Here is a 22,274-nt window from a genome sequence, read left to right as displayed (position 1 = left end):
TAAGGGTTTGCAGCGTTCTAGCTGAATCGCAGATAAAAAAATCGCGCCAGAAGGCGCGAAGGAAACATCGTAATTATTTGAATTCGTCGGCGAGAGAGAGAGAGCCTGACGTCGCCGCCTGTTATAGGAAGCAACGGGGCATAGAGTAAAATTTGCACCAAGTGGATGCATGACACAGTTGGTCGTGGTCCTTTGCTGAATTTGGCGTTTCGCACTCCGTGCGAAGCGTTTTTGTAGTCCTTGCATGCCGACGCGTGTCTTTGCCGATGAGTGTTCCTTCTGCTACTGCAATGCCAACTGGCCGGCTGCGTGTCGGGCAGTGTGTGGTCGACGTTGCCTCGCGCGAAGTGCACGCACCGGGCGCAAGGCGCGCGTTGCGCTTGCCTCCCAAGTCGTTGGCGGTGCTGCTGACCCTGGCGCGACAGCCGGGGCAGGTGGTGACGCGCGAGCAGTTGCTCGCCGAGGTATGGCCGGACACCTTGCCCAGCAACGATGTGGTGACCCAGGCAGTGACGCAGCTGCGCAAGGCGTTTGCCAGCAGCGGCAGCCAGCGGTCCGAGTACATCGAGACGATTGCCAAGACCGGGTATCGCCTGATGGCGCCGGTGGGGTGGGAGGCGCGCACCGATGCCGCGGCGACGCTGCCGCAGACGCCGTCCTCGCTGGGGCCGCCTGGCGTGCAGCAGTCCGCGCAGGAAGCACCGCTGGCGACAGATGAGCTCAGCGCTGCGGCTGAGACCGATGACTCCCTGCCATACCAGGCGGCAACGCCATCGCCTGCTGCGGCAGTGACGCCTCACCGGCGTCGCTGGATGGCTCTCGCCTTCGCGGGCCTGGCGCTGGTGGTGGTGCTAGGCCTGGCGGCACGCACGCTGTGGCTGCGCGCACCGGCAACCGATGTCGCAACGTCCACCGCTGTTCCGGGCAGCCCCAAGCGGCCGTACCAGGTCATCACTGCGGGCGGCGGATTCGATCTCACGCCCAGCCTGTCGCCCGACGGCAGCATGGTGGCCTACGCCTCGCTGACCAGCGATCGGCCAGGGACCTCGATCCTGGTCAAGACGACCGACAACGCATATCCGCGCGTGCTGGAAACGCCTGCACCCAGCGTCTCCGACCGACTGCCCGCCTGGTCGCCGGATGGACGCGAAATTGCGTTCTCCCGGCAAGCGCCGGATGGCAGCTGCAGGATCATGATCGCCGCTGCGGCAGGTCAGTCCGCAGCGCGTGAGGTGGTGCGTTGCGATGGCGCGGACATGCTCAGTTTCAGCTGGTCTCCCGACGGCCGTGCGTTGTTGTTCGGTAGCATGACCGGTGCGCAAGGCGCGCCGCGAATCCGGCGCCTGGACCTCGAAACCGGGCACTGGCAGGTATTGACCTACAGCGCGCAACCGACCGACTTCGACTACGCACCGCGCTATTCCCCAGACGGACAATGGATCGTGTTCCTGCGCAATCCGCAGTTGGGCGATCTCTGGCGGATATCCGCCCAAGGCGGCAGTGCGGAACGATTGACGCATGACAACGCCGATATCCGAGGCTGGAGCTGGCTGCCGGACAGCAGCGGCCTGATCTTCGGGCGCCGCGTGGATAGCGAAGCGCGGCTGTATCGCCTCGATCTGGTCGATCGCAGCCTGCACGATCTGGGTCTGGACGACGCCCAGGCGCCGGACGTGGCACGCGGGCATCTGGTGTTCGTGCAGCGCAAGCCGCAATTCGGCGTGTATCAGGTCATCCACGATCCCATGAACGGTGGTTACATCCGGCGTCGACTGTTTCCTTCCAGTGGGCGCGACGACCAGCCGATGATCGCGCCCGACGGGCGTCAGCTCATCTTCGCGTCCAATCGTTCCGGTGCGTACGGATTGTGGTGGGGCGATGTCGGCAAACCTGGCTCGATGCGGTTGATCGAAGGGATTCGCCCGGACGCGCGACAGGCTGCCGACTGGTCGGCCGACTCGCGGCAGGTGCTGGTCAGCGGCAGCGATGCCGATGGGCACGCTGCATTGTTCGAAGTGACGCCGGGCACCGGCAAGGCGGTGCGTCTGCCGGTGCCGCAGGTGCGGCCCTTGCAGGCCATCCATCTTCCCGATCCCAATCGCGTGCTGGTCGTTGCTGCGGCCGACGATGGACATAGCTTTGCCACGCTATACGACCGCAGCGCCAGTCCTTGGCGTGCGCTGGCTACGTTGCAGGATGTTTCGCAAGTGCGCCTGGACCGCTTCAGCGGGAAAGTGCTGTTTACGCATCTGAGCGGGGCAGGGCTATGGCAGATTGCGCCGACCCTGGCCGCCGACACCGTACAACCGGTCGACGCGCAGCAACCATCGCGCTGGCGTTATCGCAGTTGGGCGCCGGGAGCCCAGGGTCAGGTGCATTACCTGTCGTCCACTGACAGTTGCGCGACACACGACAGCACCCTTGGCGGCGGCCGGGCGCAGTGCCTGGATGCGGCCAAGTTCACCACCATCAACGGTTTCAGCCTGGATCAGCGCAGCGACGCGATGTATCTGGCGCTGGCCGAAGAAGATGGCAGCGCAATCGCCTACATGCCGCTGCCGGAGCATCCATCGATGCCAGTCGGATTTATTTCCAACGTATTGATGATGTTGAGAAAAGTGGCTTCGTAACTCCTTCGGAAAGGTTTCGTGGCAATTTCGGCAGACTTTCGTCGAAACCTCCTGACTCACGCCAGATTCGGCAAAACACTACGCCCTCTTTTGTACAAGGGGCTGCCAACATGCAACAGGTCATCACTGCCGATCGCGGGCTCGCACTGTGCCTGGACGGTGCCAGCGATTCGACATCGACCACCTGTCTGGCGGTCTCGCGTCTGGGCAGCATTCGCACCACCGCTGCGACATTCACCTTATGGGTGCAGTTGCGTGGCCGTGCCTGGGTGGAGTCCAAGGAGGGCCGCTTCCGGCTGCGTGCCGGCGACTGGATCGCCTTCGACAAGGAGTCGCATCCCACCGTGCAGGCGGATCGCAGCGCGTTGTGTGTTGGCGTCAGCCTGGATGGCGGCAGCCTGCAGTCGTTGGCCGAGTTGACCGACGCCACGCTGTACCCGGGACGTAGCCAATTGTCGCGCAGCGACCTGCGTATTGCGCTGCGGCTGTGGCGCCGTGCGGCGTTGCAGAGCGGCAGCGCGTCGGCGCGCCCGCTGTTGCTGCATCTGGCCGCGATGCAGCGCGACTTCGTCGAGCAGGAGCAGCGCTGTCCAGGTCGCTCGCGCAGCCGCCGGCGTCAGGTATTCGGCCGCATGCAGCGTGCCCGGCTCTATCTGGAAGGCAACAGCGACCGTGTGGTGCGCATCAGCGAACTGGCACAGCTGACCAACTTCTCCAGCTGGTATGTGTCCAAGACATTCCAGAGTCTGTACGACGAAAGCCCGCAGGCGTTGTCGGCACGCTTGCGCCTGGAGCGGGCCTCGGATCTGCTGCGCGATACCTCCATGATGATCGGTGAGGTTGCGGCCGCCAGCGGATTCGACAACTGCTGCAGCTTCGCACGCGCATTTCGTGCGCGTTTCGGCGTCTCCGCATCGCGTTATCGCGACCAGACGACCAATCCGCCAGATTCGGCAAAGCCACGGAACGTGACGCGCAAAGCGATGGCGTTCACGCAAACGTAATTTGCACGGGGGCGCTTAACGCGCCACTAACGAACCCTGGAGAGATTGATGAACCTTCGCACCTCCGCAGTGCGGCTGGGCCTGTTGCCCGCCGGTATTGCGATCGCGTTGACGCCGGCTTTCGCCGCCAATGCACAAGAGCAGTCCGCCCCGTCGACCACGACGCTGGACCGCATCGAAATCACCGGCTCGCGCATCCGCTCGGTCGACGTCGAAACCGCGCAGCCGGTGTTCACCGTCTCGCAGCAGGACATCCAGAAGTCCGGCCTGGTCAGCGTTGGCGACATCCTCCAGAACCTGTCGATCGCCGGTACGCAGACCTACAGCAAGGCTGCCGTGCTGACCTCCGATCCGGAACAGGGCGGCCAGTACGTCAACCTGTACAACCTCAATGAGAACCGTACCCTGGTGTTGGTGAACGGCAAGCGTTGGACCAGCAGCCTGAACGGCCTGACCGACATGTCCACCATCCCGAGCTCGCTGATCGAGCGCATCGAAGTCCTGAAGGACGGTGCCTCGGCGATCTACGGCTCCGACGCCGTGGCCGGTGTGGTCAACATCATCCTGCGGCAGAACTACGACGGCGCAGAAGCCTCGGCGTACTTCGGCCAGAACGGTCGTGGCGACGGTTCCAAGGAGCAGTACTCCTTTACCGCCGGCACCACCACCGACCGGGCCTCGCTGGTGTTTGGCGTCAACTACACCAACGAAGATCCGGTGTGGGCCAAGGATCGCACGCTGACCCGTTACTCGGCCGGCCCGAACCATATCGAAGACAGCCTGAGCGCGACCGGCCCTTGGGGCCGTTTCAACGATCCACGTGCGGTGGGTACGCCGGGCGCGGGCAACTATCTCGACACTGACGGCAATGTCGTCGGTGCCGGCCAAGGCACGTGGTCGCCCAACCAGTGGGTGCTCAACCACACCGGTTCGTTTGACGGCAAGGGCGTCGGCGCTGATTCGCGCAGCCTGTCGAACTATCACATTGGCGCAGGTGTAGACGACTACTACAACTCCGTCGATCAGATGATGTTGCAGCAGTCCAGCAAGAATAAGTCGGTTTTCACCACCGGCAGCTACAACCTCACCGACAGCATCACCTTCAAATCAACGGCGATGTATTCGGAACGTACGTCCAACCGTCAGATTGCCGGGTATCCGCTGCAGGCAACGTCGCAGCCGCAGTTCCCGGTCGCCATCAGTGGCAGCAGCTACTACAACCCGATCGGCCAGGACATCAACAGCTGGTTCCGTCGTACGGTTGAACTGCCGCGCACCACCGAGAGCAACGTCAAGACCCTGCACTTCGATGCGGCGCTGGAAGGCGTGTTCGACGTTGGCAGCCACGGCTGGAACTGGGACGTGGGCTTCAACTACAACAAGTACGATGTGACCCAGGTTTCGCGCGGCAACATCAACCTGCTGGCGTTGCAGAAGGCACTGGGTCCGTCGTTCCTCAATGCACAGGGTCAGGTGCAGTGCGGTACCGCAGCGGCTCCGATCGCGTTGGGTACCAGCAATGCGCTGGGCCAGTGCACCCCGTTCAACATCCTGGGTGGCCCGTCGGCCTCCACGCCGAACGCGCTGCAGTACATCAACGCGCTGGGTCAATCCACGCAGCAGAGCCTGAGCAAGCAGTGGACCGCCAACATCACCGGTGGCCTGTTCGATCTGCCGGCCGGTGAGCTGGGCTTCGCCGCAGGCGTCGAGCACCGCGAAATCAGCGGCTACGACTACCCCGATCAGCTGTCCAGCGCCGGTTACACCACCGACCTGGCTGCACAGGCCACCGAAGGTCGCTACCAGACCAACGAAGCCTACCTGGAGCTGTTGATTCCGGTGCTGAAGGATCTGCCGGGCGCCAAGGAATTGTCGTTCGACGTGGCCGCGCGTTACAGCAACTACAGCCGCTTCGGCGACACCACCAACAGCAAGTTCAGCTTCACCTGGAAGCCGATCGACGACCTGCTGGTGCGCGGTACCTACGGCACCGGTTTCCGTGCGCCGACGCTGTCGGACACCTTCGGTGGCGGCTCGCAGACGTTCGATACCTTCACCGATCCGTGCGATGCGACCTTCGGTTCGCTGGGCAACGCAGGCGTGGCGGCACGTTGCGCCGGTGAAGGCCTGCCGGCGGGTTTCCGTCAGACCGACAGCGCCGGCAATCCGGTCACGCGTCGTGACGTGCAGGGCAACGCGCCGTTCAATTCGGGCGTGGGCAATGCAGAGCTGGAGCCGGAGTACAGCATCACCCGCACCGTGGGCATGGTGTACAGCCCGCATTGGGTGCAGGGCCTGGACTTCTCGCTGGACTGGTACCGCATTTCGATCTCCAACATCATCACCGCGCTGACGGCCAATGATGTGTTGAACAACTGCTACCTCAATAATCTGGCCAGCTACTGCGCCGACTACAGTCGCGACGCGGTCACCGGCCAGGTCACCACGCTGAGCCGCGGCAACGTCAACCTGGGTCGTCTGGAAACCGAAGGCTACAACTTCGGTGTACGTTACCGCATGCCGGAAACCGCGTACGGCAAGTTCGCTGTCAACCTGGACACCAACTACCTGGCGACCTACAAGTCGCAGGCAGAAGCTGGCGCCGAGTGGGCAAACTCTGCCGGCTACTGGAACTTCCCGCGCGTGCGTGCCACCTTGGGCCTGGACTGGTCGCTGGGTTCGCTGTCGGCCAACTGGAACCTGCGCTACTACGGCGGTTTCCGTGATTACTGCTGGGATGCAGCGGCAGGTATCGAGTGCAACAACCCGAACTACCAGACCCCGAATCCGGGCTGGGGCGGCGGTACCGGCTCCAACAAGAAGGGCTCGATCTCCTATCAGGACGTCTCCGTCACCTGGCAGGCTCCGTGGGATGGCAGCGTGACCGTTGGTGCCCGCAACATCTGGAACAAGCAGCCGCCGGTGACCTACTCGATCACCAACAGCAGCACTGCGGCAATCGATCCGATGCTGGACTACGACCGCTTCCTGTTCGTGCAGTACAACCAGCGCTTCTGATCATCGAAGCGTCGTGAAAGAAGAAGCGGGCCGAAAGGCCCGCTTTTTTTATGCCTGTCGTCGACTGCGTTCAATGCGCGGTGTATGCATGTCGCCAAAGTGGCCGTGTAGTGCCAGAAAGCTGGCGCGCTCCACAACGACCTGCACGCACTGGAGCCGGAGCCTAGCTGCAGGCGCATGCCACAAAAACGACTCCTTACACGCGTGTGTGGTCTACGACTGCCCAGCTAAGGGGTCTTGAGTCCGATGGCCGTAACCTTGGTCTGGCTCGGATCGCAGATGTCTCCAGGTCTGGATCGTCCGCTGCGGATAACCCGATGCGCGTCGCCTGACTTTGCAGGTCGGCAATAACGCCTATCACGCATCCCACTCGCGTCATGACGCGGCTACAAAGGGCCAAAGAAAAAGGCGCGAGTCCATCGCGCCTTTTTTGCTACCGCAATCGTTGCCCCTGACGGCCGCCGCTCAAGCCTCGGCAAGGCCAAGCAAGGTGTCGGCCTGCTCGCGCCAGGTCGGCAGGCGGGAGATCACGCCGACCTTGGACAGGTACTCTTCGTCCACGGTTTCGCCGCTGGCCAGTGCCGTGGCGACATGCACCGCGCCGGTCACCCAGAAGCTGCGAAGGCTGGAGCGCTGCGGATGGCGATGGAACGCCACCGCCTCGATGATCGGCATCGGCAGGCCCCACAGACCAAGCAGATACGCGCCGGCTTCGGTGTGGCCCAGCCGCTCGTCGCCGCCTTCGGCAGGCGGCTCGCGCTCGTCGCGTACGCCCGGCAACAGCAGCCCGATATCGGCCAGCAAGGCGGCGGTGGAGCCGAGTTCGGCGCTGGTGGGCGGCAACACTTTCGCCGCCAGCCGCGACGACAGCAGGGCGCGGCGCTGCATCGCGCTACGCTCGGCCGGGGTCAGGGTCTGCACCGAGAAGACTTCGCTGGCCAGTACCAGGTCGCGCAGCGTCGCCACGCCCAGGCGGGTTACCGCCGTGCGCAGGTCGGTGATGCTGCGTCCGCCGGAAAAGAACGCCGAATTGCACAGCTGCAGCACCTTGGCCGCGATCGCCGGGTCGCCGGCGATGAGCTTGGCGATGTCGGCCGCGTCGGCGCCATCGTCTTCTTCCAGGGCGTGCATCAGGCTCAGATACAGATGCGGTGGCGAGGGCAGTTTTTCGATGCGACCGATGGCCGCGCGCAGGCGTGGATTGCTGAGCAGGTCGCGCAGTTCTTCCAGGCTGGTGACGGCTTCGAGCAATACTTCCGGCGCCAGCGGCATCGGCAGGAAACGGTGCGCCACGCCGATGATGCGGGCCGGCGGCGTGCGCTGGCCGTCCTGGGCATCGATCAGCGCGATGCGAATGGTGTCCGGGCGCAGCGTGCGGATCTGCCCCAGCAACGTGGCGGCAGTCAGGTCCGGCAACACCGGGGCAACGATGACCGCGTCGAAGGGCGACAGCGCGGCAGCTTCGATCGCCGAATTTCCATCGGCCACCTGCTGCGCCTGCCACTGGTCGCCGAGATCGGCGACGTACTCGACAAGGTCGGACGGAAGACTGGCTTCGTCCCCAACAAACAGAATACGCAAGACACTTCCCCAGAAGTCACCGACGGCGGGCGCCGGCCAAACGCAGCTCGGCAATGTACCCAATCTACCGACGGCGGTCACCGGGATCACGGCAAAAGCGTGATCCCGGTCGCTCCGCACCTGCGAAGCAGTGTTACGGCCAACGGTTCAGGGCGCGTCGGAATTATAGCGTTCCACCGACTCGACCAGAATGCGCTTGGCCTCGGCCGCGCCGCCCCAGCCGTCGAGCTTGACCCACTTGCCCTTCTCCAGGTCCTTGTAATGCTCGAAGAAGTGACCGATGCGCTCCATCCAGTGGCTGGACACCTGGTTGATATCCTCGATGTGCGCGTAGCCGGAGAAAATCTTCTCGATCGGCACCGCCAGGATCTTTTCGTCGCTGCCTGCTTCGTCGCTCATGCGCAGCACGCCGACCGGACGGCAGCGCACCACCGAGCCCGGGACCAGCGGCAGCGGCAGGACCACCAGCACGTCGGCCGGATCGCCATCGCCGCACAGGGTGTTGGGCACGTAGCCGTAGTTGCAGGGGTAACGCATCGGGGTCGACAGGATGCGGTCGACGAAGATCGCACCGCTGGCCTTGTCCACTTCGTACTTGACCGGCTCGGAATCCTTGGGGATTTCGATGACGACGTTGATTTCTTCCGGCAGATTCTTGCCAGAGGTGACCAGTTCAAGGCCCATGCGGGTAGCTCCGAGGCGTCAGCAGTGTGTGGAGCGCGATTCTACGCGTTCGGCTGTTGCGCTGCAGCGACACTGAATGGGCAATCTTCTGAGGGCCGGATGCGGCATAGCCTGCATTCATAACGGGCGGCCGGCTGATCGTGGTGGGCAGGGACGCGGCGCACGCTGCAGACTCATCCACTGCTCGGGAAAGGTCATGTCCAGACTCGCACGCTTGCTCGTCGTACTGCTGCTCTCCCTCACCACCCAGGCGGCCGCTGCCGCAACGCCACCGCCGACCTACGTGGACGCGGTCGACTGGCCGGCCAATGCCGAGGGCTGGGAGGCCTTCATCGATCTGGAGCAGCGGCTGGACCGCGATTTCGACAACATCTGCGGCGATACCTTCTGCGGAGGCGAATTCAGCGATTACCAGCCGCTGCGCTTTCGCTGCTCGGTCCACCGCGTCACCGGCGTAGTGCGCAGCTGCATCTGGACCTTCGGTGCCAGCGAGGTGAGCGTGGATCCCCGCAGCGGTTACCTGCGCTCGGACAGCCGCGTCTGGCGCTGCACCGCACCGCTGAAAGCCGGTACCCGCCTGGACGAGATGTACCGCGTACTGGCAGTGGCCAACCCCTTGTTCGAACCGCTGTCGGGCGGCGCGCCGCCGATCTACGACGGCTTGGTCGGCTGTCTTTGAGCGATGCCGGGCCGGGGCGGTTGCGCGCCCCGTCGTCACCGTTGTGTGCCTTGGCAGCGTTGCGCGAGCGCCCGATCGCCGGTGATGCCGGTCGCTGCGAAGGCACTGGCGGTCGCCTCGCCCGACGCCTTAGGCAGTCCCGCCTCCAGTACCTGCGGCCGCACGGCCGCAGGTGCCAGATCCATGTGGCCATGCCTGGCTACAACAGCGGTACCAGCAGCAGCGCCACGATGTTGATGATCTTGATCAACGGATTGATCGCCGGCCCGGCGGTGTCCTTGTACGGGTCGCCTACGGTGTCGCCGGTGATTGCCGCCTTGTGCGCTTCGCTGCCCTTGCCGCCGAAGTGCCCGTCTTCGATGTACTTCTTGGCGTTGTCCCAGGCCCCGCCACCGGTGGTCATCGAAATGGCCAGGAACAGTCCGGTGACAATGGTGCCGATCAGCAAGCCGCCCAGGGCGCGTGGCCCCAGCAGCAGCCCGACCACGATCGGGACCACGACCGGCAACAAGGAGGGCACGATCATTTCGCGAATCGCCGAGCGGGTCAGCATGTCCACCGCGCGGTCGTATTGCGGCTTGGCGGTACCGGCCATGATGCCGGGGATCTCGTGGAACTGACGGCGGACCTCTTCGACCACCGCGCCGGCCGCACGGCCCACCGCTTCCATCGCCATTGCGCCGAACAGGTAAGGGATCAGGCCGCCGATCAATAGACCGATGATCACCGTGTGGTCGGACAGATCGAAGGCGAAGACCTCGGTGGGATGGGCCGCCTGCAGGTTGTGGGTGTAGTCGGCGAACAGCACCAATGCCGCCAGTGCGGCCGAGCCGATCGCGTAGCCTTTGGTGACCGCCTTGGTGGTGTTGCCGACCGCATCCAGCGGGTCGGTGATCGCGCGGACTTCCGGTGGCAGTTCGGCCATCTCGGCGATGCCACCGGCGTTGTCGGTGATCGGGCCATAGGCGTCCAGCGCCACGATCATGCCGGCCATCGACAGCATTGCCGTGGCAGCGATCGCGATGCCGTACAGGCCGCCGAAATGGAACGCGCCCCAGATCGCTGCACAGACCGCAATCACCGGCAGCGCCGTGGACTTCATCGAGATGCCCAGGCCGGCAATGATGTTGGTGCCGTGTCCGGTCGTGCTGGCAGAGGCAACATGCTGCACCGGCGCGTATTGGGTGCCGGTGTAGTACTCGGTGATCCACACGATCAGGCCGGTCAGCACCAGGCCGATCAAGGCGCAGGCGTACAGCGAGGCGGCGCCATGGCTGTTGTCGCGCATCAGGCTCTGGGTGATCGGCCAATAGGCCAGCGCAGCCAGCACGCCGGAAACGATCACGCCCTTGTAGAGCGCCCCCATGATCGAGCCGCCTGCTTTGACCTTGACGAAAGCCGCGCCCACGATCGAGGCGATGATCGACACGCCGCCCAACACCAGCGGATACAGCACGGCATGCGGCCCGGTCTCGGCCAGGGTCAGGCTGCCGAGCAGCATCGTGGCGATCACGGTCACCGCATAGGTCTCGAACAGATCCGCTGCCATGCCGGCGCAGTCGCCCACGTTGTCGCCTACATTGTCGGCAATCACTGCAGGATTGCGCGGGTCGTCTTCGGGAATGCCGGCCTCTACCTTGCCGACCAGGTCTGCCCCCACATCCGCCCCTTTGGTGAAAATGCCGCCACCCAGGCGCGCGAAGATCGAGATCAGCGAGGAGCCGAACGCCAGGCCGACCAGTGCGTGCAGGTTCTGCTCCAGCGGCAGCCCCAAGGCCTGCAGCACTGCGTAGTAGCCGGCCACCCCCAGCAACCCCAGGCCCACCACCAGCATGCCGGTGATCGCGCCACCGCGGAACGCGACATCCATCGCGCAGCCGATGCCGTGCCGTGCGGCCTCCGCGGTGCGCACATTGGCGCGCACCGAGACGTTCATGCCGATATAGCCAGCCAGGCCCGACAGGACCGCGCCGAGCGCGAAGCCGATCGCCGTGTACCAGCTCAGGAATAGTCCGACCAAGACGAACAGCACGCCGCCAGCGATCGAAATCGTGAGGTACTGCCGATTGAGATATGCGCGCGCCCCTTCCTGGATCGCCGCTGCGATCTCCTGCATGCGTGCGTTGCCGCTCGGTTGCGCGACCACCCAGCGCGCCGAGACGATCCCGTACAAAATTGCCAATACCGCGCAGCCCAACGCAAGCCCTAACCCGTAGTGTTCCAGCATGACCCCTCCCAAGAGAATGGATGTCATCCGGTCGGGATGAACCAAGGGCGGCGCACGCAACGAGTGGGGTGCGAATACGGTCTCGACGGCCCAAGGGCCGTAATGCGCGTCGCGATGTTCATGATGGCCGGATCGCGGCCGAGTATGCGCCGCGGCTTGCAGGGGTGCCACCACCGCGGCTTTGGCGCGTCGTTCAGTCGCGACATGACAGCCTGCGGCCAACGTGATCGAGCCGATCCAGGAGTAACTTATGTCGAACGATGCCGCGTCCAGGTACGCCGCTGTGCTGGCCATGCTGCTCACCGGCAGCGCGTGCGCTGCAGAGCCAACGCCAGAGTTGAAGGCCCGCCCGGCTGGTACCGCGCAAGCCGTTGGTGCGGTGCACACCTTGCGGCAGATTCCAGAAGCCTGTGCACGCCTGGAAGGTGTGTTCACCGGCAATGCTGCACAGCCCTATACGTTTTCGGTAGTGCGCAGCAGCCCCACCTGTCAGCCGCGCGCGCGCGTTGTGGACTACGCCAAGGCGGCGCCCAGTGTCGCGTCGGGCTGGATCTTCAATGACGTGATCCGCATCCCAAGCGCAGCCTGCCCAAGTCAACAGGCGGTCGTGCGCGTGTGGCGCAAGCCGGTGGATGCCAAGCCGCAGCTCGACGGGCAAGGCCAGTCACGCATCTACCTGGAAGATGCCAAGCAACAGGCCGCTGCCGGCAAGATCCCGCAGGTGCCAATGTTCGCCGCGCAGCAGACGATGGAAGGCAAGGCCTGCCAGTGACACATGCGGCATCGATGCCGGGACGCTACGGCTGTATGAGGGGTACGGACCTTCGCATGGCATGACGCCCGCCAGCGGCATGCCATGCAGTTGACGTATCGATAGAGAGTGCTCGCCGGTGTTGCTACCGATGCCGGCGGCCTTGTTTGCGCATCCGCGTTAGACGCAGCGATCCAGGAATCGCTCGAATTTTGAGCAAGAATCGCCCAAATTCGTGGAAGGGGCGGTCGCGCCGGCGTGCACATGCGCATGGTGCCTGTGCTGCGCATTTGCAGCGATCCCGGGCGCTGCCAAGCAGCTGCGCGTGGTCCGGTTTCCTGCGGCAGTAATCGGCTTTGCCATGCGCCACGCGTACACTCCCGATCCGGCACGCCAGTCACCTGCATCCGATGCATGCCGACGACGATTTGTCGCTGCGCTCAGTGCTGTACCCAGTCGCGTAGCAGCTGCGCTGATTTTTGAGAACGTCTATGAAGGTATTGCGTTATTCCCCGGGCCTGCTTGCCTTCTTCGCACTGTGGCACCCGGTGCCGGTGCGCGCAGCGGCGAGCATGGTGGTCGACGATGCCGGCGTCACGCCACGTGGGCAATGCCAGCTGGAAGCCTGGTGGCGTGCAACGCCGGGTGGTGCATCGGCCACGGCGGTACCTGCCTGCAATGTCCTGGGCACGGAATTTTCCGTAGGAATCACCGATGTCCGGCATGGATCTGCTGCGCTCGATATCGGAGCCAAACACATGCTGCGCGATCCGGAGCAGCATGTCTGGGGGCTGGCAGTCGCGGTCGGGCTGCAGCGCGACTGGCAGGACCCGCAGCAACGCGCGAGTTATCTCACCGTTCCGCTGACGTGGTCGTATGGCGCCGATGGGGCCACGCGGATGCACGTCAATCTTGGTCTGGTCGCACTGCATGCCGGGTCCGATGCCACCACTGCAGGGGCCGGTCTGGAGCAGGTACTCACACCCAAATGGACAGTGTTGGCCGAAGCATCCGGAGACGATCGCAACGGGTGGGGCGCACAAATTGGCATGCGCCGGCTGATGGGCAGGGTGTCCAGCGTCGACCTGGTGGTCGGGCGTGATCACGTAGCGGCACCACGCGGATGGATCACATTGGGGGTCAATCTGGCAATGTCGCCGTGATCTTTCTTGCCTCAGCGCAAGGCGGCAGCGCCTGGCTTCCATGCGCACGCGCTCTTCCGGCTCATTGAAGCCAGGTCCTGTCGCGGTTCGATTGCGGTGGTCTGCACTCCGAACCATGCCGCGCACTGCGACAGCGAAAGGCATGTGCGCACGTGTCAGTCAGCGACCTCCTGCACGGCAATCAGGAGATTCCCTATATAAAGTGGCTCCACAGGCAACCGCCTCCTGGCGGCGGTTGACTGCTTTATGGATCACTGCCGTTGGAGATTCCGCAGACTGCCCAGGGTCGGCCGGTATGAGCGTCCTCACACAGATGCGCTAGCGAGGGCGCGCGGCAGGGTCGCTCAGCCTTCCCACACCGGCAATTTCTTCGCCACCGCCACATTCTTCAAGGTCACATACTTGGGCAGGCCGTCGTTGCCGTAGGCCAGCGGAGCTTCGCCCTTGATCAACGGGGCGAAGTAGCGGCGGGCGCGCTCGGTGATGCCAAAGCCGTCCTTGCGCAGGAAGCTGGGCGGCATCTTCTTTTCGTGATTGGCCACCTTGTGCAGCGGGGCCGGCACGATCTTCCAGCGATAGGGAGCGTCGCTGACGCGTTCGATCACCGGGATCACCGCGTTCATGCCCTTGAGTGCGTATTGCACCGCTGCCTTGCCGACGGCCTGGGCCTGTTCCCAGTCGGTCTTGGAGGCGAGGTGGCGTGCGGAGCGTTGCAGGTAATCGGGTAGCGTCCAGTGCACCTTGTAGCCGAGCTCCTGCTTGACCTGCGCAGCCAGGAAGGAGGCCACGCCGCCGAGTTGCGCGTGGCCGAACGAGTCGGTCGCCCCGCCAGCATCGGCGACGAAACGGCCATGTGCGTCCTGGATGCCTTCGCTGGCGACCACCACGCACCAACCCACCTTCTCCACCACTTGCTTGACCTTGGTCAGGAACGCGGCCTGATCGAAGGCGCGCTCGGGCAGCAGGATGATCTGCGGTGCCTCGTCCGGACCCTGGCCGGCCAGGCCGGCGGCGGCGGCCAGCCAGCCGGCGTGACGGCCCATCGCTTCGTAGATGAAGACCTTGGTGGAGGTATCGGCCATCGCGGCGACATCCAGCGCAGCCTCGCGCACGGACACCGCGGTATATTTGGCCGCCGAACCGAAGCCGGGGCAGGTGTCGGTCACCGCCAGATCGTTGTCGATGGTCTTGGGCACGCCGATACAGTGCAGCGGGTAGCCGTAGGCCTTGGCCAGCTGCGACACCTTCCATGCGGTGTCGGCCGAATCGTTGCCGCCGTTGTAGAGGAACCAGCGCACGTCGTGCGCGCGCAACACGTCGAGCAGGCGTTCGTACTTGGCGCTGTCCTGGTCCAGCGACTTGAGCTTGTAGCGGCAGGAGCCGAACGCACCGCCGGGTGTCTGCGCCAGGGCGGCGATCGCTGCAGCGGATTCCTTGGAGGTGTCGATCAGCTCCTCGCGCAGCGCGCCCAGGATGCCGTTGCGGGCAGCCAGGACCTTGATCTTGCGCGCGCGCGCTTCGGTGATGACGCCGGCGGCGGTCGCGTTGATGACGGCGGTGACGCCGCCTGATTGGGCATACAACAAGTTGCCAGTGGACATAGGGGGACGGGCTCCTCACATGGAAACATGGCGCAGGGGACAGTGCCGGGACATTCCCCGGATGGGGTAAGCTGCACGACCATACGGTCAGCGCCGGCGAAGGCTTGAGTCTAACGCCGCCAACCGCAACGCGTTTTTATTCGAAAGTGGAGTCCACTGATGCGATTGGTTCTGTTGGGACCGCCCGGTTCGGGCAAGGGCACCCAGGCGACACGTCTCAAAGACACGTTTGAAATCCCGCACATTTCCACCGGCGACCTGCTGCGTGCCGAAGTGGCCGCCGGTTCGCCGCTCGGCCTGAAGGCGAAGGAAGTCATGGCACGGGGCGACCTGGTGTCCGACGACATCCTGCTCGGCATGCTGGAGGCGCGGCTCGGTCAGGCCGATGTCGCCAAGGGGTTCATCCTCGATGGCTATCCGCGCAATGTGGCCCAGGCCAATGCGCTGGACAGCCTGCTCAGCAAGATCGGTCAGCCACTGGATGCAGTGGTGCAGCTGGACGTCGCCAGCGAATTGCTGGTCGAGCGCATTGCCGGGCGTGCCAAGGCCGAAGGCCGCGAGGACGACAACCCGGAATCGGTGCGCAAGCGTCTGCAGGTCTATACCGATTCCACCGCGCCGGTGATCGGCTTCTACGAGCAGCGCGGCAAGTTGGCGCGCGTCGATGGCGTTGGGTCGCTGGACGAGGTGCTGGAGCGTATCAGCAAGGCGCTCGGCCGCTGAGTCACCCGGGCCGGGCGCAATGCCCGGTCCTGTTCACCGCGCGCCCGTTGGCCGCGTCGTCTGCAGATCCAGATCCCAGCAAAGAAAAACCCCGGCCATACGAGATGACCGGGGCAGAATAACGCCAGTAGTGAGCTTGCTCAGAGCCCCGACAGCATGAGCTCCCTGGGGATTTGGTCTCTTGGGGAGTAGAACCAAAGGGTGCTGCGACTGGCGTTCAGCATAGTGAGGGATGTGACGCAGTTCGCATATCGGGAAATTCCCGACAGTACGGTAGGAGTTTCCCGACAGCTGCACCCGGTGCCGATCGGAATGTCCTGCAACTGCAGTGATCGGCGACAATATGCGGCATGAGCAAACTCCACATCCTCGGCATCGCCGGGACTTTCATGGGCGGTGTGGCCGCCCTGGCGCGCGAACTGGGCTGGCAGGTAGAAGGCAGCGACCAGGCCATCTATCCGCCGATGTCCACCCAGCTGGAAACGCTCGGCATCGCGCTGGCCCAGGGCTACGCGCCGTCCAATATCTCGGCAGACGCCACCGAGGTGGTCATCGGCAATGCCTTGTCGCGCGGCAATCCTGCAGTGGAAGCGGTACTCGATGCTGGCCGCCGTTATAGCTCCGGCGCCCAATGGCTGGCCGAGCAGGTGCTGCCGGGCCGCGACACCCTGGCGGTTGCCGGCACCCATGGCAAGACCACCACCACCACCATCCTGAGCTATCTGCTCGAGGCGGCCGGCCGCGCGCCGGGATTTTTGATCGGCGGCGTGGCCGAGGACTTCGGCGTGTCGGCGCGGCTGGGGCAGGGGCGCGAGTTCGTGGTGGAAGCCGACGAATACGACACCGCATTCTTCGACAAGCGCAGCAAGTTCGTGCACTACCGGCCGCTGGTGGCGATCCTCAATAACCTGGAATACGACCACGCGGATATTTTTCCTGACGTGGGCGCGATCCAGCGCCAATTCCATCATCTGGTCCGTACCGTGCCGGCGCGTGGGCGCCTGATCGTCAATGGCGAAGACGCGCGGCTTGCCGAGGTCTTGGCCATGGGCTGCTGGACGCCGGTGGAGCGCTTCGGCTTCGATGCGGCGCTGGAGTGGAGCGCGCGCCTGATTGCCGCCGATGGCAGCGTGTTTGCGGTGTCCCATCGCGGCGTGGAGATCGGCCAGGTGCAGTGGCCGCTGGTCGGGCGGCACAACGTGCTCAACGGACTGGCCGCGCTGGCGGCGCTGCATGCGGTCGGCGTGGACCCGGCAACGGTGATGCCGGCGCTGGCGCACTTTCACAGCGTCAAACGCCGCCTGGAAGTGTTGGGGCAGGCGCTCGATATCACCGTCTACGACGACTTCGCCCATCACCCCACCGCCATTGCGACCACGTTGCAGGGGCTACGTGCGAAGGTGGGCGCGGCGCGCGTGCTGGTGGCGATGGAGCCGCGCAGCAATTCGATGCGGTTGGGTGCGCATGCGCAGGCGCTGGCGCCGTCGCTGCATGATGCCGATGCGGTGGTGTTTCTGCATCGCCCCGAATTGCCATGGGATGCGGCGCCGATCATCGCGCAGGTGCGCGGGCAGGCGCACGTGGCGCATGACGTGGAGGCGCTACTGCAGACGCTGGGCGACATCGCGCAGCCGGGCGACCATGTGGTGTTCATGTCCAATGGCGGGTTCGATGGCGCGCCGCGTCGTTTCCTGGGGCAGCTGTCGTGATGGCATCGCCCCCCGCCACGGCCGACACCAGCGCATTGCCGCTGTTTCCGTTGCACAGCGTGTTGTTGCCCGGCGCGGCGATGGGGCTGCGCGTGTTCGAGCGCCGCTATCTGGATCTGGTGCGCGAGTGCGGACGCAGCGGCACCAGCTTCGGTGTGTGCCTGATCCTGGATGGCAACGAGGTTGGCGTGCCGGCAACGCCGGCGGCGTTCGGCACCGAGGTGCGCATCGAGGATTTCGATGTGGGCGCCGATGGCGTACTGGTGCTGCGCTTGCGCGGCACGCGTCGCTTTCATGTGCAGCGCTCGCGCATCCGCGACAACGGGCTGGTAGTGGGCGAGGTGAGCTGGTGCGAGCCCGACCCCGACGACGAATTACGGCCCGAGCACAGTTTGTTGGCAACCGTGCTCGAGCGCATGCTCGAACAGGTGGGCGGCGAATTCGCATCGGTCGGTCCAGGGCTGCTGGATCAGTCCGCGTGGGTGGGCTGGCGGCTGGCCGAATTGCTGCCGCTGACCGAACAGCAACGCTTGTCGCTGTTGCAACAGGACGACCCGCATCGGCGCCTGGATCAGTTGCTGGCCTGGATGCCCTGAGCGAAGCCAACACCGTATCGCGAGCGATGGCCGGGCAGTTGCGCATGCGGTGCGAAGGCGTCGGACCTGGAAGGGCGATGTAGGTCGATTCCGGGTATCGTCCACGACCGACTGATGATCGCGCAGCGTGTTTCGCTGCGGCGAGGGAAGGCGTTCGGCCGCCCCGTCACCGTGCTTGCACCGCCGCAACGGCACACTCGCCACGCTTGAGTGCGCTATCGATGGCATCCATGCGCTGGATGCGCGACATGGCGAAACTCGTTTCAGTGAGGGAGTGAGCCTTTGATCATCGATGTCAAACCGCGTGTGGCGGATGTAGTCAGTCAGGTCTGGCGGACCCTGGCGGTGTTGTTTGTCTGGGACGTGTTGATCACGATCATCTATTACGTGCTGCCGTTCCGCGCGCCGGCATTGCCGTTGACCATCTTCGGTTCGGCACTGGCGTTGTTCCTGGGCTTCCGCGCCAATTCCACCTATCAGCGCTGGTGGGAAGGGCGGGTGCTGTGGGGGCAGATGATCAATGCATCGCGCAACCTGGTGCGTTTGAGCGTCAGCATCCTGTCTGCGCCGGAAGCTGCAGCGTTGGGGCGCACGATCGCGCTGCGTCAGGTCGCCTACGTCAACGCATTGCGTTGCCAGTTGCGGCGGCTGCCGGTGGCGATGGCACTGGAGCCGCGGCTGGAGGCCGACGAAGTAGCAGCGGTGATCACCCGCACGAACGTGGCCAATGGCTTGCTCGACACGACAGGCCGCGCAGTGGAACAGGCGCGTCGCGCTGGCTGGATCGATAGCATCCAGCAGGCCAGCGTCGAGCGCATCCTGGTGGATATCGCCAACGCGCAAGGCGGCATGGAGCGGCTGAAAAACACGCCGTTGCCGTATCAATACCGCTTCTATCCGAACCTGTTTACGCGGCTGTTCTGCGTGCTGTTGCCGATCGGCCTGGTGGAAACGCTGCAGTACGCCACCCCGGTGGGATCGACAGTGGCCGGCTTGATGTTCCTGGCGGTGCTCAAGATCGGCGATGAGCTGGTCGACCCGTTCGCCAACACCATCCATGACCTGCCGCTGGACACCATGTGCCGCACGGTGGAGATCGATGCGCTTCAGGCCATCGGTGAGCAAGCGCCGGAGCCGATGCAGCCGGTGGATGGCGTGTTGTGGTGAGGCATCGCGTGTTGGGCCAATGCGGGCTTTGTAGTGCCGAACGGCACTGATTTGCAATCTCCCGTTCGCCTTGAGAGGCGATTGAACGGTGCGAAGAGTTGTAGAGCGACCAACCCGCGAGTTTTCTGCAGGGCCCTTGCCCGCCCACCATCGCGGGACACGCTGCAAGTACGTCCCTGTAAGCCCTTACGCGGCATCCATGCCGCGTAAGGTCCCGCGACGGTGGGCGGGCAAGGGCCGGTCGAGATGGTCGGTGGGCATGGTGCAAGCAATGCTTCTACTTCGCTAGCTCACATGTAATTCTGCGACCCACATCAGCAGGCCAATGCAACTCGCGAGACGGCCAGCTTGTTACGCAGCTACCGACCAACGTCCTGGGGCGGTGTCCTTGCCGATTGCGGGACCGTGTGGCGGCATGGATGCCGCCACCGAGCCTCCATGGACGGATTCACGGCGTGTCCCGCGAGCGGTAAGGGCACCGCGCCCTCGACTCACCAGGGCTTTTGACCTAAACATTCGGCCGCATCCAAACGACGCGAACGCGTTGCCGCCATCGCTACAGCGTTCAAGGGTTTTGCCAGCAGCTCTGATCTATAGTGCTGCGCGCGTGGTCGCTGGCCGATCGCCGCTGTAGCCCGATCGATCAACGGCGCTGTTGTGACGGAGCCGATGCCGCCGGGTCGGATGCGGTGGTTTCCGGCTGCGGTGCAGCATTGTCTTTGTCCTCTGGCCGCAACGCATTTCCCGAGCTACTGTCGATCAATATCACGGGCACCTGCGAGCGTCGACGCTGTTCCAGGCGATGCGGCAAGGGGTCCAGTGCCTGGCGCAACGCGCTCAGTGCAGGGTCCACACCGCGTAGCGGATACCACAGGCCGATCAGGCTGAAGTGGCGGCTGTAGCGCAGCGTCTGCGTGCTGCCTACCCACAATGGCTGCGCATTGGGTTGCAAGCGCGCGGCTGCAGGCCACAGGCGCAACACATGCACGTGCCCTGGCGCGGCATGACGCACCATCAGCAAGGCTTCAACCTGGGTGTCCAGCGTGGCCGGCAGGATCGGAACTTCGTCCGGGCGGCCACTCACATCCAGCAGATGCAGCGCCTGCTCCCAGCCCGCCTGCGGTTGTGCCCGCCAGCCGCGCGCTTCGAGCTGACGTTGCAGCGGCGCGAGCGGGCCGGCAACCTGTACGTCCAGCGGCCAACGTTGGTCGTCGTCGAATTCATTGCGGCGTGCCGGCAGCAGCCGCCATTGCCCCTCCCACCAGTCGCTGGCGGGCAGATCCATCAGCAGCGGCGGTGGCGGCTCGAACTTGGCCAGCTTGGTGTCGAGATTGCGCGGCGCAAAGAAGATCGCGCAGCCCACGAACACGCCGTAGAAGGTCCACGACACCGGCTTGACCCAGAACGCGCGGGTGGCGCGGCGCCGATATGCAATGCCCAGCACCAGCAGCCAGAAGATGCCGAACAACATGCCGCCGACCACGTCGCTGAGCCAATGCGCGCCCAGGTACAGGCGTGCGAAGCCGATCAGGGAGACGATCGCGCCACTGACCAGATATGGCCACACCCGGCGCCGGCCGGGCAGTTCGCGCGCGATCAGCAGCGCGAAGAAGCCAAAACCGATCGTGGCCATGGTGACCGCCACCGACGGAAATCCGAAGCCGCTGCTGGCGGCCGGCGGGCGCACCACCTGGACAGTGGCGCCCAGCAGTTGCGTCAGCGCCAGGCCAAACGCCAGTGCGATCACCCAGTGCGTCACCGCCATCCAGCGGCGCCGCCAGGCCAGGTAGCCCATCGCTGCGGCGATCGCCGGCAACAACACCTGCCAATCGCCCAGCGAGGCCAGCGCGACCATCGGGTAATCGGCCAGCGGATTGCGCAAGGCCAGCATCAGGTCGTGCACGGCCAGGTCCACGCGCAGCGGCTCGCCATGCGCCAGCACCACCATCAGCAACACGAACCAGCCCCAGCCCAGCAGCAACAGCATCAGCGCCATCATCGCCAACGGGACCGACTCGCGTCGGCGTGGGTCGAACACGCTGACCGACCAGTTGCCCAGCACCGGGTGCCGATGCGACCACTCCAGCAGCCGCGCCAGCAGGGCATCCAGATGGCCTGCCGACCAGCGGTACGAATACAGCACCATGGCCCAGGCCAGGCCGATCACCGCAGCCAGCAAGGCGACCACCACGAACAGGCGCCCGGCCACTGCGGCCACGGCGTCGTAGGCGGTGCCCAGTACCCAGCCCGGCACCAGAAACAGCAGCGCCCACGACACGCAGGCCAGCCCGCTGGCAACCAGGTAGCGCTTGAACGGCATGTGCGACATGCCGGCGATGGCCGGCACGAACGGCCGCACCGCGCCAACATAGCGTGCGATCAGGATGCTCTTGAAGGCATTGCGCCGGAACAGCAGCTCGCCGCGTTCCAGCAACTGGGGATAGCGGCGGAACGGCCAATACGTGTGCAACTGGTGACCCCAGCGATGGCCCACCCAGAAACTCAGCGCATCGCCGACAAACGCGCCCAGCGTGGCGCAAACCACCGCATACGGCCCGTTGATCTGGCCGAGCCCGATCAGCACGCCGATGGCGAACAGTAGCGGTAGCGCGGGCACGATGGCGCCGAGCACGATCACCGCATCACAGAATGCGATGGCAAAGATCACCACGCCAGCCAAGGTGGGGTGGTGTCCGATCCACTCCAGCGTGGCGTCGATCCATGAGTTCATTCCCGAATTA

At 64.7% G+C, this 22,274-nt stretch carries 15 protein-coding genes; 10 read left to right on the top strand and 5 right to left on the bottom strand.

Annotation, left to right across the window (positions count from 1 at the left end; genetic code table 11):
• The first annotated feature begins 290 nt into the window (after positions 1-290).
• The 3 genes from FHY18_RS14535 to FHY18_RS14525 all read left to right on the top strand — a co-directional run bounded on the left by FHY18_RS14535 (position 291) and on the right by FHY18_RS14525 (position 6,652).
• Complete coding sequence (locus FHY18_RS14535; protein WP_259156967.1) at positions 291-2,630, top strand: winged helix-turn-helix domain-containing protein; 2,340 nt, start codon at positions 291-293, stop codon at positions 2,628-2,630.
• Positions 2,631-2,740: 110 nt separating this feature from the next.
• Complete coding sequence (locus tag FHY18_RS14530; RefSeq protein ID WP_259156355.1) at positions 2,741-3,634, top strand: helix-turn-helix transcriptional regulator; 894 nt, start codon at positions 2,741-2,743, stop codon at positions 3,632-3,634.
• Positions 3,635-3,682: 48 nt separating this feature from the next.
• Positions 3,683-6,652: a TonB-dependent receptor gene (locus FHY18_RS14525; RefSeq protein WP_259156353.1), complete on the top strand. Its 2,970-nt coding sequence runs from the start codon at positions 3,683-3,685 to the stop codon at positions 6,650-6,652.
• Positions 6,653-7,117: 465 nt separating this feature from the next.
• Here FHY18_RS14525 and FHY18_RS14520 read toward each other — a convergent pair whose 3' ends face one another.
• Complete coding sequence (locus tag FHY18_RS14520) at positions 7,118-8,233, bottom strand: HDOD domain-containing protein (RefSeq protein WP_104612398.1); 1,116 nt, start codon at positions 8,231-8,233, stop codon at positions 7,118-7,120.
• 147 nt (positions 8,234-8,380) lie between these two features.
• A complete protein-coding gene (gene ppa / locus FHY18_RS14515; protein ID WP_005990841.1) occupies positions 8,381-8,917 on the bottom strand; it encodes an inorganic diphosphatase in 537 nt (178 codons plus the stop codon).
• Between the two features lie 196 nt (positions 8,918-9,113).
• Here ppa and FHY18_RS14510 point away from each other — a divergent pair, with 196 nt between their 5' ends.
• Entirely contained in the window at positions 9,114-9,596 is a 483-nt protein-coding gene (locus FHY18_RS14510) for a hypothetical protein (protein ID WP_259156345.1), read from the top strand.
• A gap of 199 nt (positions 9,597-9,795) precedes the next feature.
• Here the strand turns inward: FHY18_RS14510 and FHY18_RS14505 are convergent, their stop codons facing one another.
• Positions 9,796-11,823, bottom strand: a complete 2,028-nt coding sequence (locus tag FHY18_RS14505) for a sodium-translocating pyrophosphatase (RefSeq protein ID WP_259156344.1) — start codon at positions 11,821-11,823, stop codon at positions 9,796-9,798.
• 250 nt (positions 11,824-12,073) lie between these two features.
• Between FHY18_RS14505 and FHY18_RS14500 the strand changes: the two genes are divergently transcribed.
• The gene (locus FHY18_RS14500; protein ID WP_259156342.1) at positions 12,074-12,595 is read left to right on the top strand and encodes a hypothetical protein; all 522 of its coding nucleotides are present in this window, start codon (positions 12,074-12,076) and stop codon (positions 12,593-12,595) included.
• 470 nt (positions 12,596-13,065) lie between these two features.
• Entirely contained in the window at positions 13,066-13,737 is a 672-nt protein-coding gene (locus FHY18_RS14495) for a hypothetical protein (protein WP_259156340.1), read from the top strand.
• A 344-nt stretch (positions 13,738-14,081) separates the two neighbouring features.
• On the opposite strand, the gene FHY18_RS14490 is transcribed toward FHY18_RS14495, so the two are convergent.
• The gene (locus tag FHY18_RS14490; protein WP_259156338.1) at positions 14,082-15,338 is read right to left on the bottom strand and encodes a 6-phosphofructokinase; all 1,257 of its coding nucleotides are present in this window, start codon (positions 15,336-15,338) and stop codon (positions 14,082-14,084) included.
• A gap of 159 nt (positions 15,339-15,497) precedes the next feature.
• Here FHY18_RS14490 and FHY18_RS14485 point away from each other — a divergent pair, with 159 nt between their 5' ends.
• The 4 genes from FHY18_RS14485 (at position 15,498) to FHY18_RS14470 (ending at position 19,533) form a co-directional block, all read left to right on the top strand.
• The gene (locus tag FHY18_RS14485; protein ID WP_259156337.1) at positions 15,498-16,061 is read left to right on the top strand and encodes an adenylate kinase; all 564 of its coding nucleotides are present in this window, start codon (positions 15,498-15,500) and stop codon (positions 16,059-16,061) included.
• Between the two features lie 341 nt (positions 16,062-16,402).
• Positions 16,403-17,770, top strand: a complete 1,368-nt coding sequence (gene mpl, locus FHY18_RS14480; RefSeq protein WP_259156965.1) for a UDP-N-acetylmuramate:L-alanyl-gamma-D-glutamyl-meso-diaminopimelate ligase — start codon at positions 16,403-16,405, stop codon at positions 17,768-17,770.
• Positions 17,770-18,366, top strand: coding sequence for an LON peptidase substrate-binding domain-containing protein (locus FHY18_RS14475; protein ID WP_259156336.1), 597 nt, complete (start codon positions 17,770-17,772; stop codon positions 18,364-18,366). Before mpl ends, FHY18_RS14475 begins: the two co-directional genes overlap by 1 nt.
• 282 nt (positions 18,367-18,648) lie before the next feature.
• Positions 18,649-19,533 carry a bestrophin family ion channel gene (locus FHY18_RS14470; RefSeq protein WP_259156335.1) on the top strand — a complete coding sequence of 295 codons (885 nt, stop codon included), beginning with the start codon at positions 18,649-18,651 and terminating at the stop codon, positions 19,531-19,533.
• Between the two features lie 643 nt (positions 19,534-20,176).
• Here FHY18_RS14470 and FHY18_RS14465 read toward each other — a convergent pair.
• Positions 20,177-22,264, bottom strand: coding sequence for a bifunctional DedA family/phosphatase PAP2 family protein (locus tag FHY18_RS14465; protein ID WP_259156332.1), 2,088 nt, complete (start codon positions 22,262-22,264; stop codon positions 20,177-20,179).
• Positions 22,265-22,274 lie beyond the last annotated feature (10 nt).

Source organism: Xanthomonas sp. 3793 (genome assembly GCF_024806835.1).
Taxonomy (GTDB): domain Bacteria; phylum Pseudomonadota; class Gammaproteobacteria; order Xanthomonadales; family Xanthomonadaceae; genus Xanthomonas; species Xanthomonas arboricola_F.
This window is presented reverse-complemented; position numbering and strand designations above follow the sequence as displayed.

What these genes read in the sequence shown, in the direction of transcription:
- ppa (WP_005990841.1), bottom strand. Translation starts at nt 8,917, where the DNA reads ATGGGCCTTGAACTGGTCACCTCTGGCAAGAATCTGCCGGAAGAAATC.
- FHY18_RS14505 (WP_259156344.1), bottom strand. Translation starts at nt 11,823, where the DNA reads ATGCTGGAACACTACGGGTTAGGGCTTGCGTTGGGCTGCGCGGTATTG.
- FHY18_RS14530 (WP_259156355.1), top strand. Translation starts at nt 2,741, where the DNA reads ATGCAACAGGTCATCACTGCCGATCGCGGGCTCGCACTGTGCCTGGAC.
- FHY18_RS14490 (WP_259156338.1), bottom strand. Translation starts at nt 15,338, where the DNA reads ATGTCCACTGGCAACTTGTTGTATGCCCAATCAGGCGGCGTCACCGCC.
- FHY18_RS14500 (WP_259156342.1), top strand. Translation starts at nt 12,074, where the DNA reads ATGTCGAACGATGCCGCGTCCAGGTACGCCGCTGTGCTGGCCATGCTG.
- FHY18_RS14495 (WP_259156340.1), top strand. Translation starts at nt 13,066, where the DNA reads ATGAAGGTATTGCGTTATTCCCCGGGCCTGCTTGCCTTCTTCGCACTG.
- FHY18_RS14475 (WP_259156336.1), top strand. Translation starts at nt 17,770, where the DNA reads ATGGCATCGCCCCCCGCCACGGCCGACACCAGCGCATTGCCGCTGTTT.
- FHY18_RS14525 (WP_259156353.1), top strand. Translation starts at nt 3,683, where the DNA reads ATGAACCTTCGCACCTCCGCAGTGCGGCTGGGCCTGTTGCCCGCCGGT.
- FHY18_RS14535 (WP_259156967.1), top strand. Translation starts at nt 291, where the DNA reads ATGCCAACTGGCCGGCTGCGTGTCGGGCAGTGTGTGGTCGACGTTGCC.
- FHY18_RS14510 (WP_259156345.1), top strand. Translation starts at nt 9,114, where the DNA reads ATGTCCAGACTCGCACGCTTGCTCGTCGTACTGCTGCTCTCCCTCACC.
- FHY18_RS14465 (WP_259156332.1), bottom strand. Translation starts at nt 22,264, where the DNA reads ATGAACTCATGGATCGACGCCACGCTGGAGTGGATCGGACACCACCCC.
- FHY18_RS14485 (WP_259156337.1), top strand. Translation starts at nt 15,498, where the DNA reads ATGCGATTGGTTCTGTTGGGACCGCCCGGTTCGGGCAAGGGCACCCAG.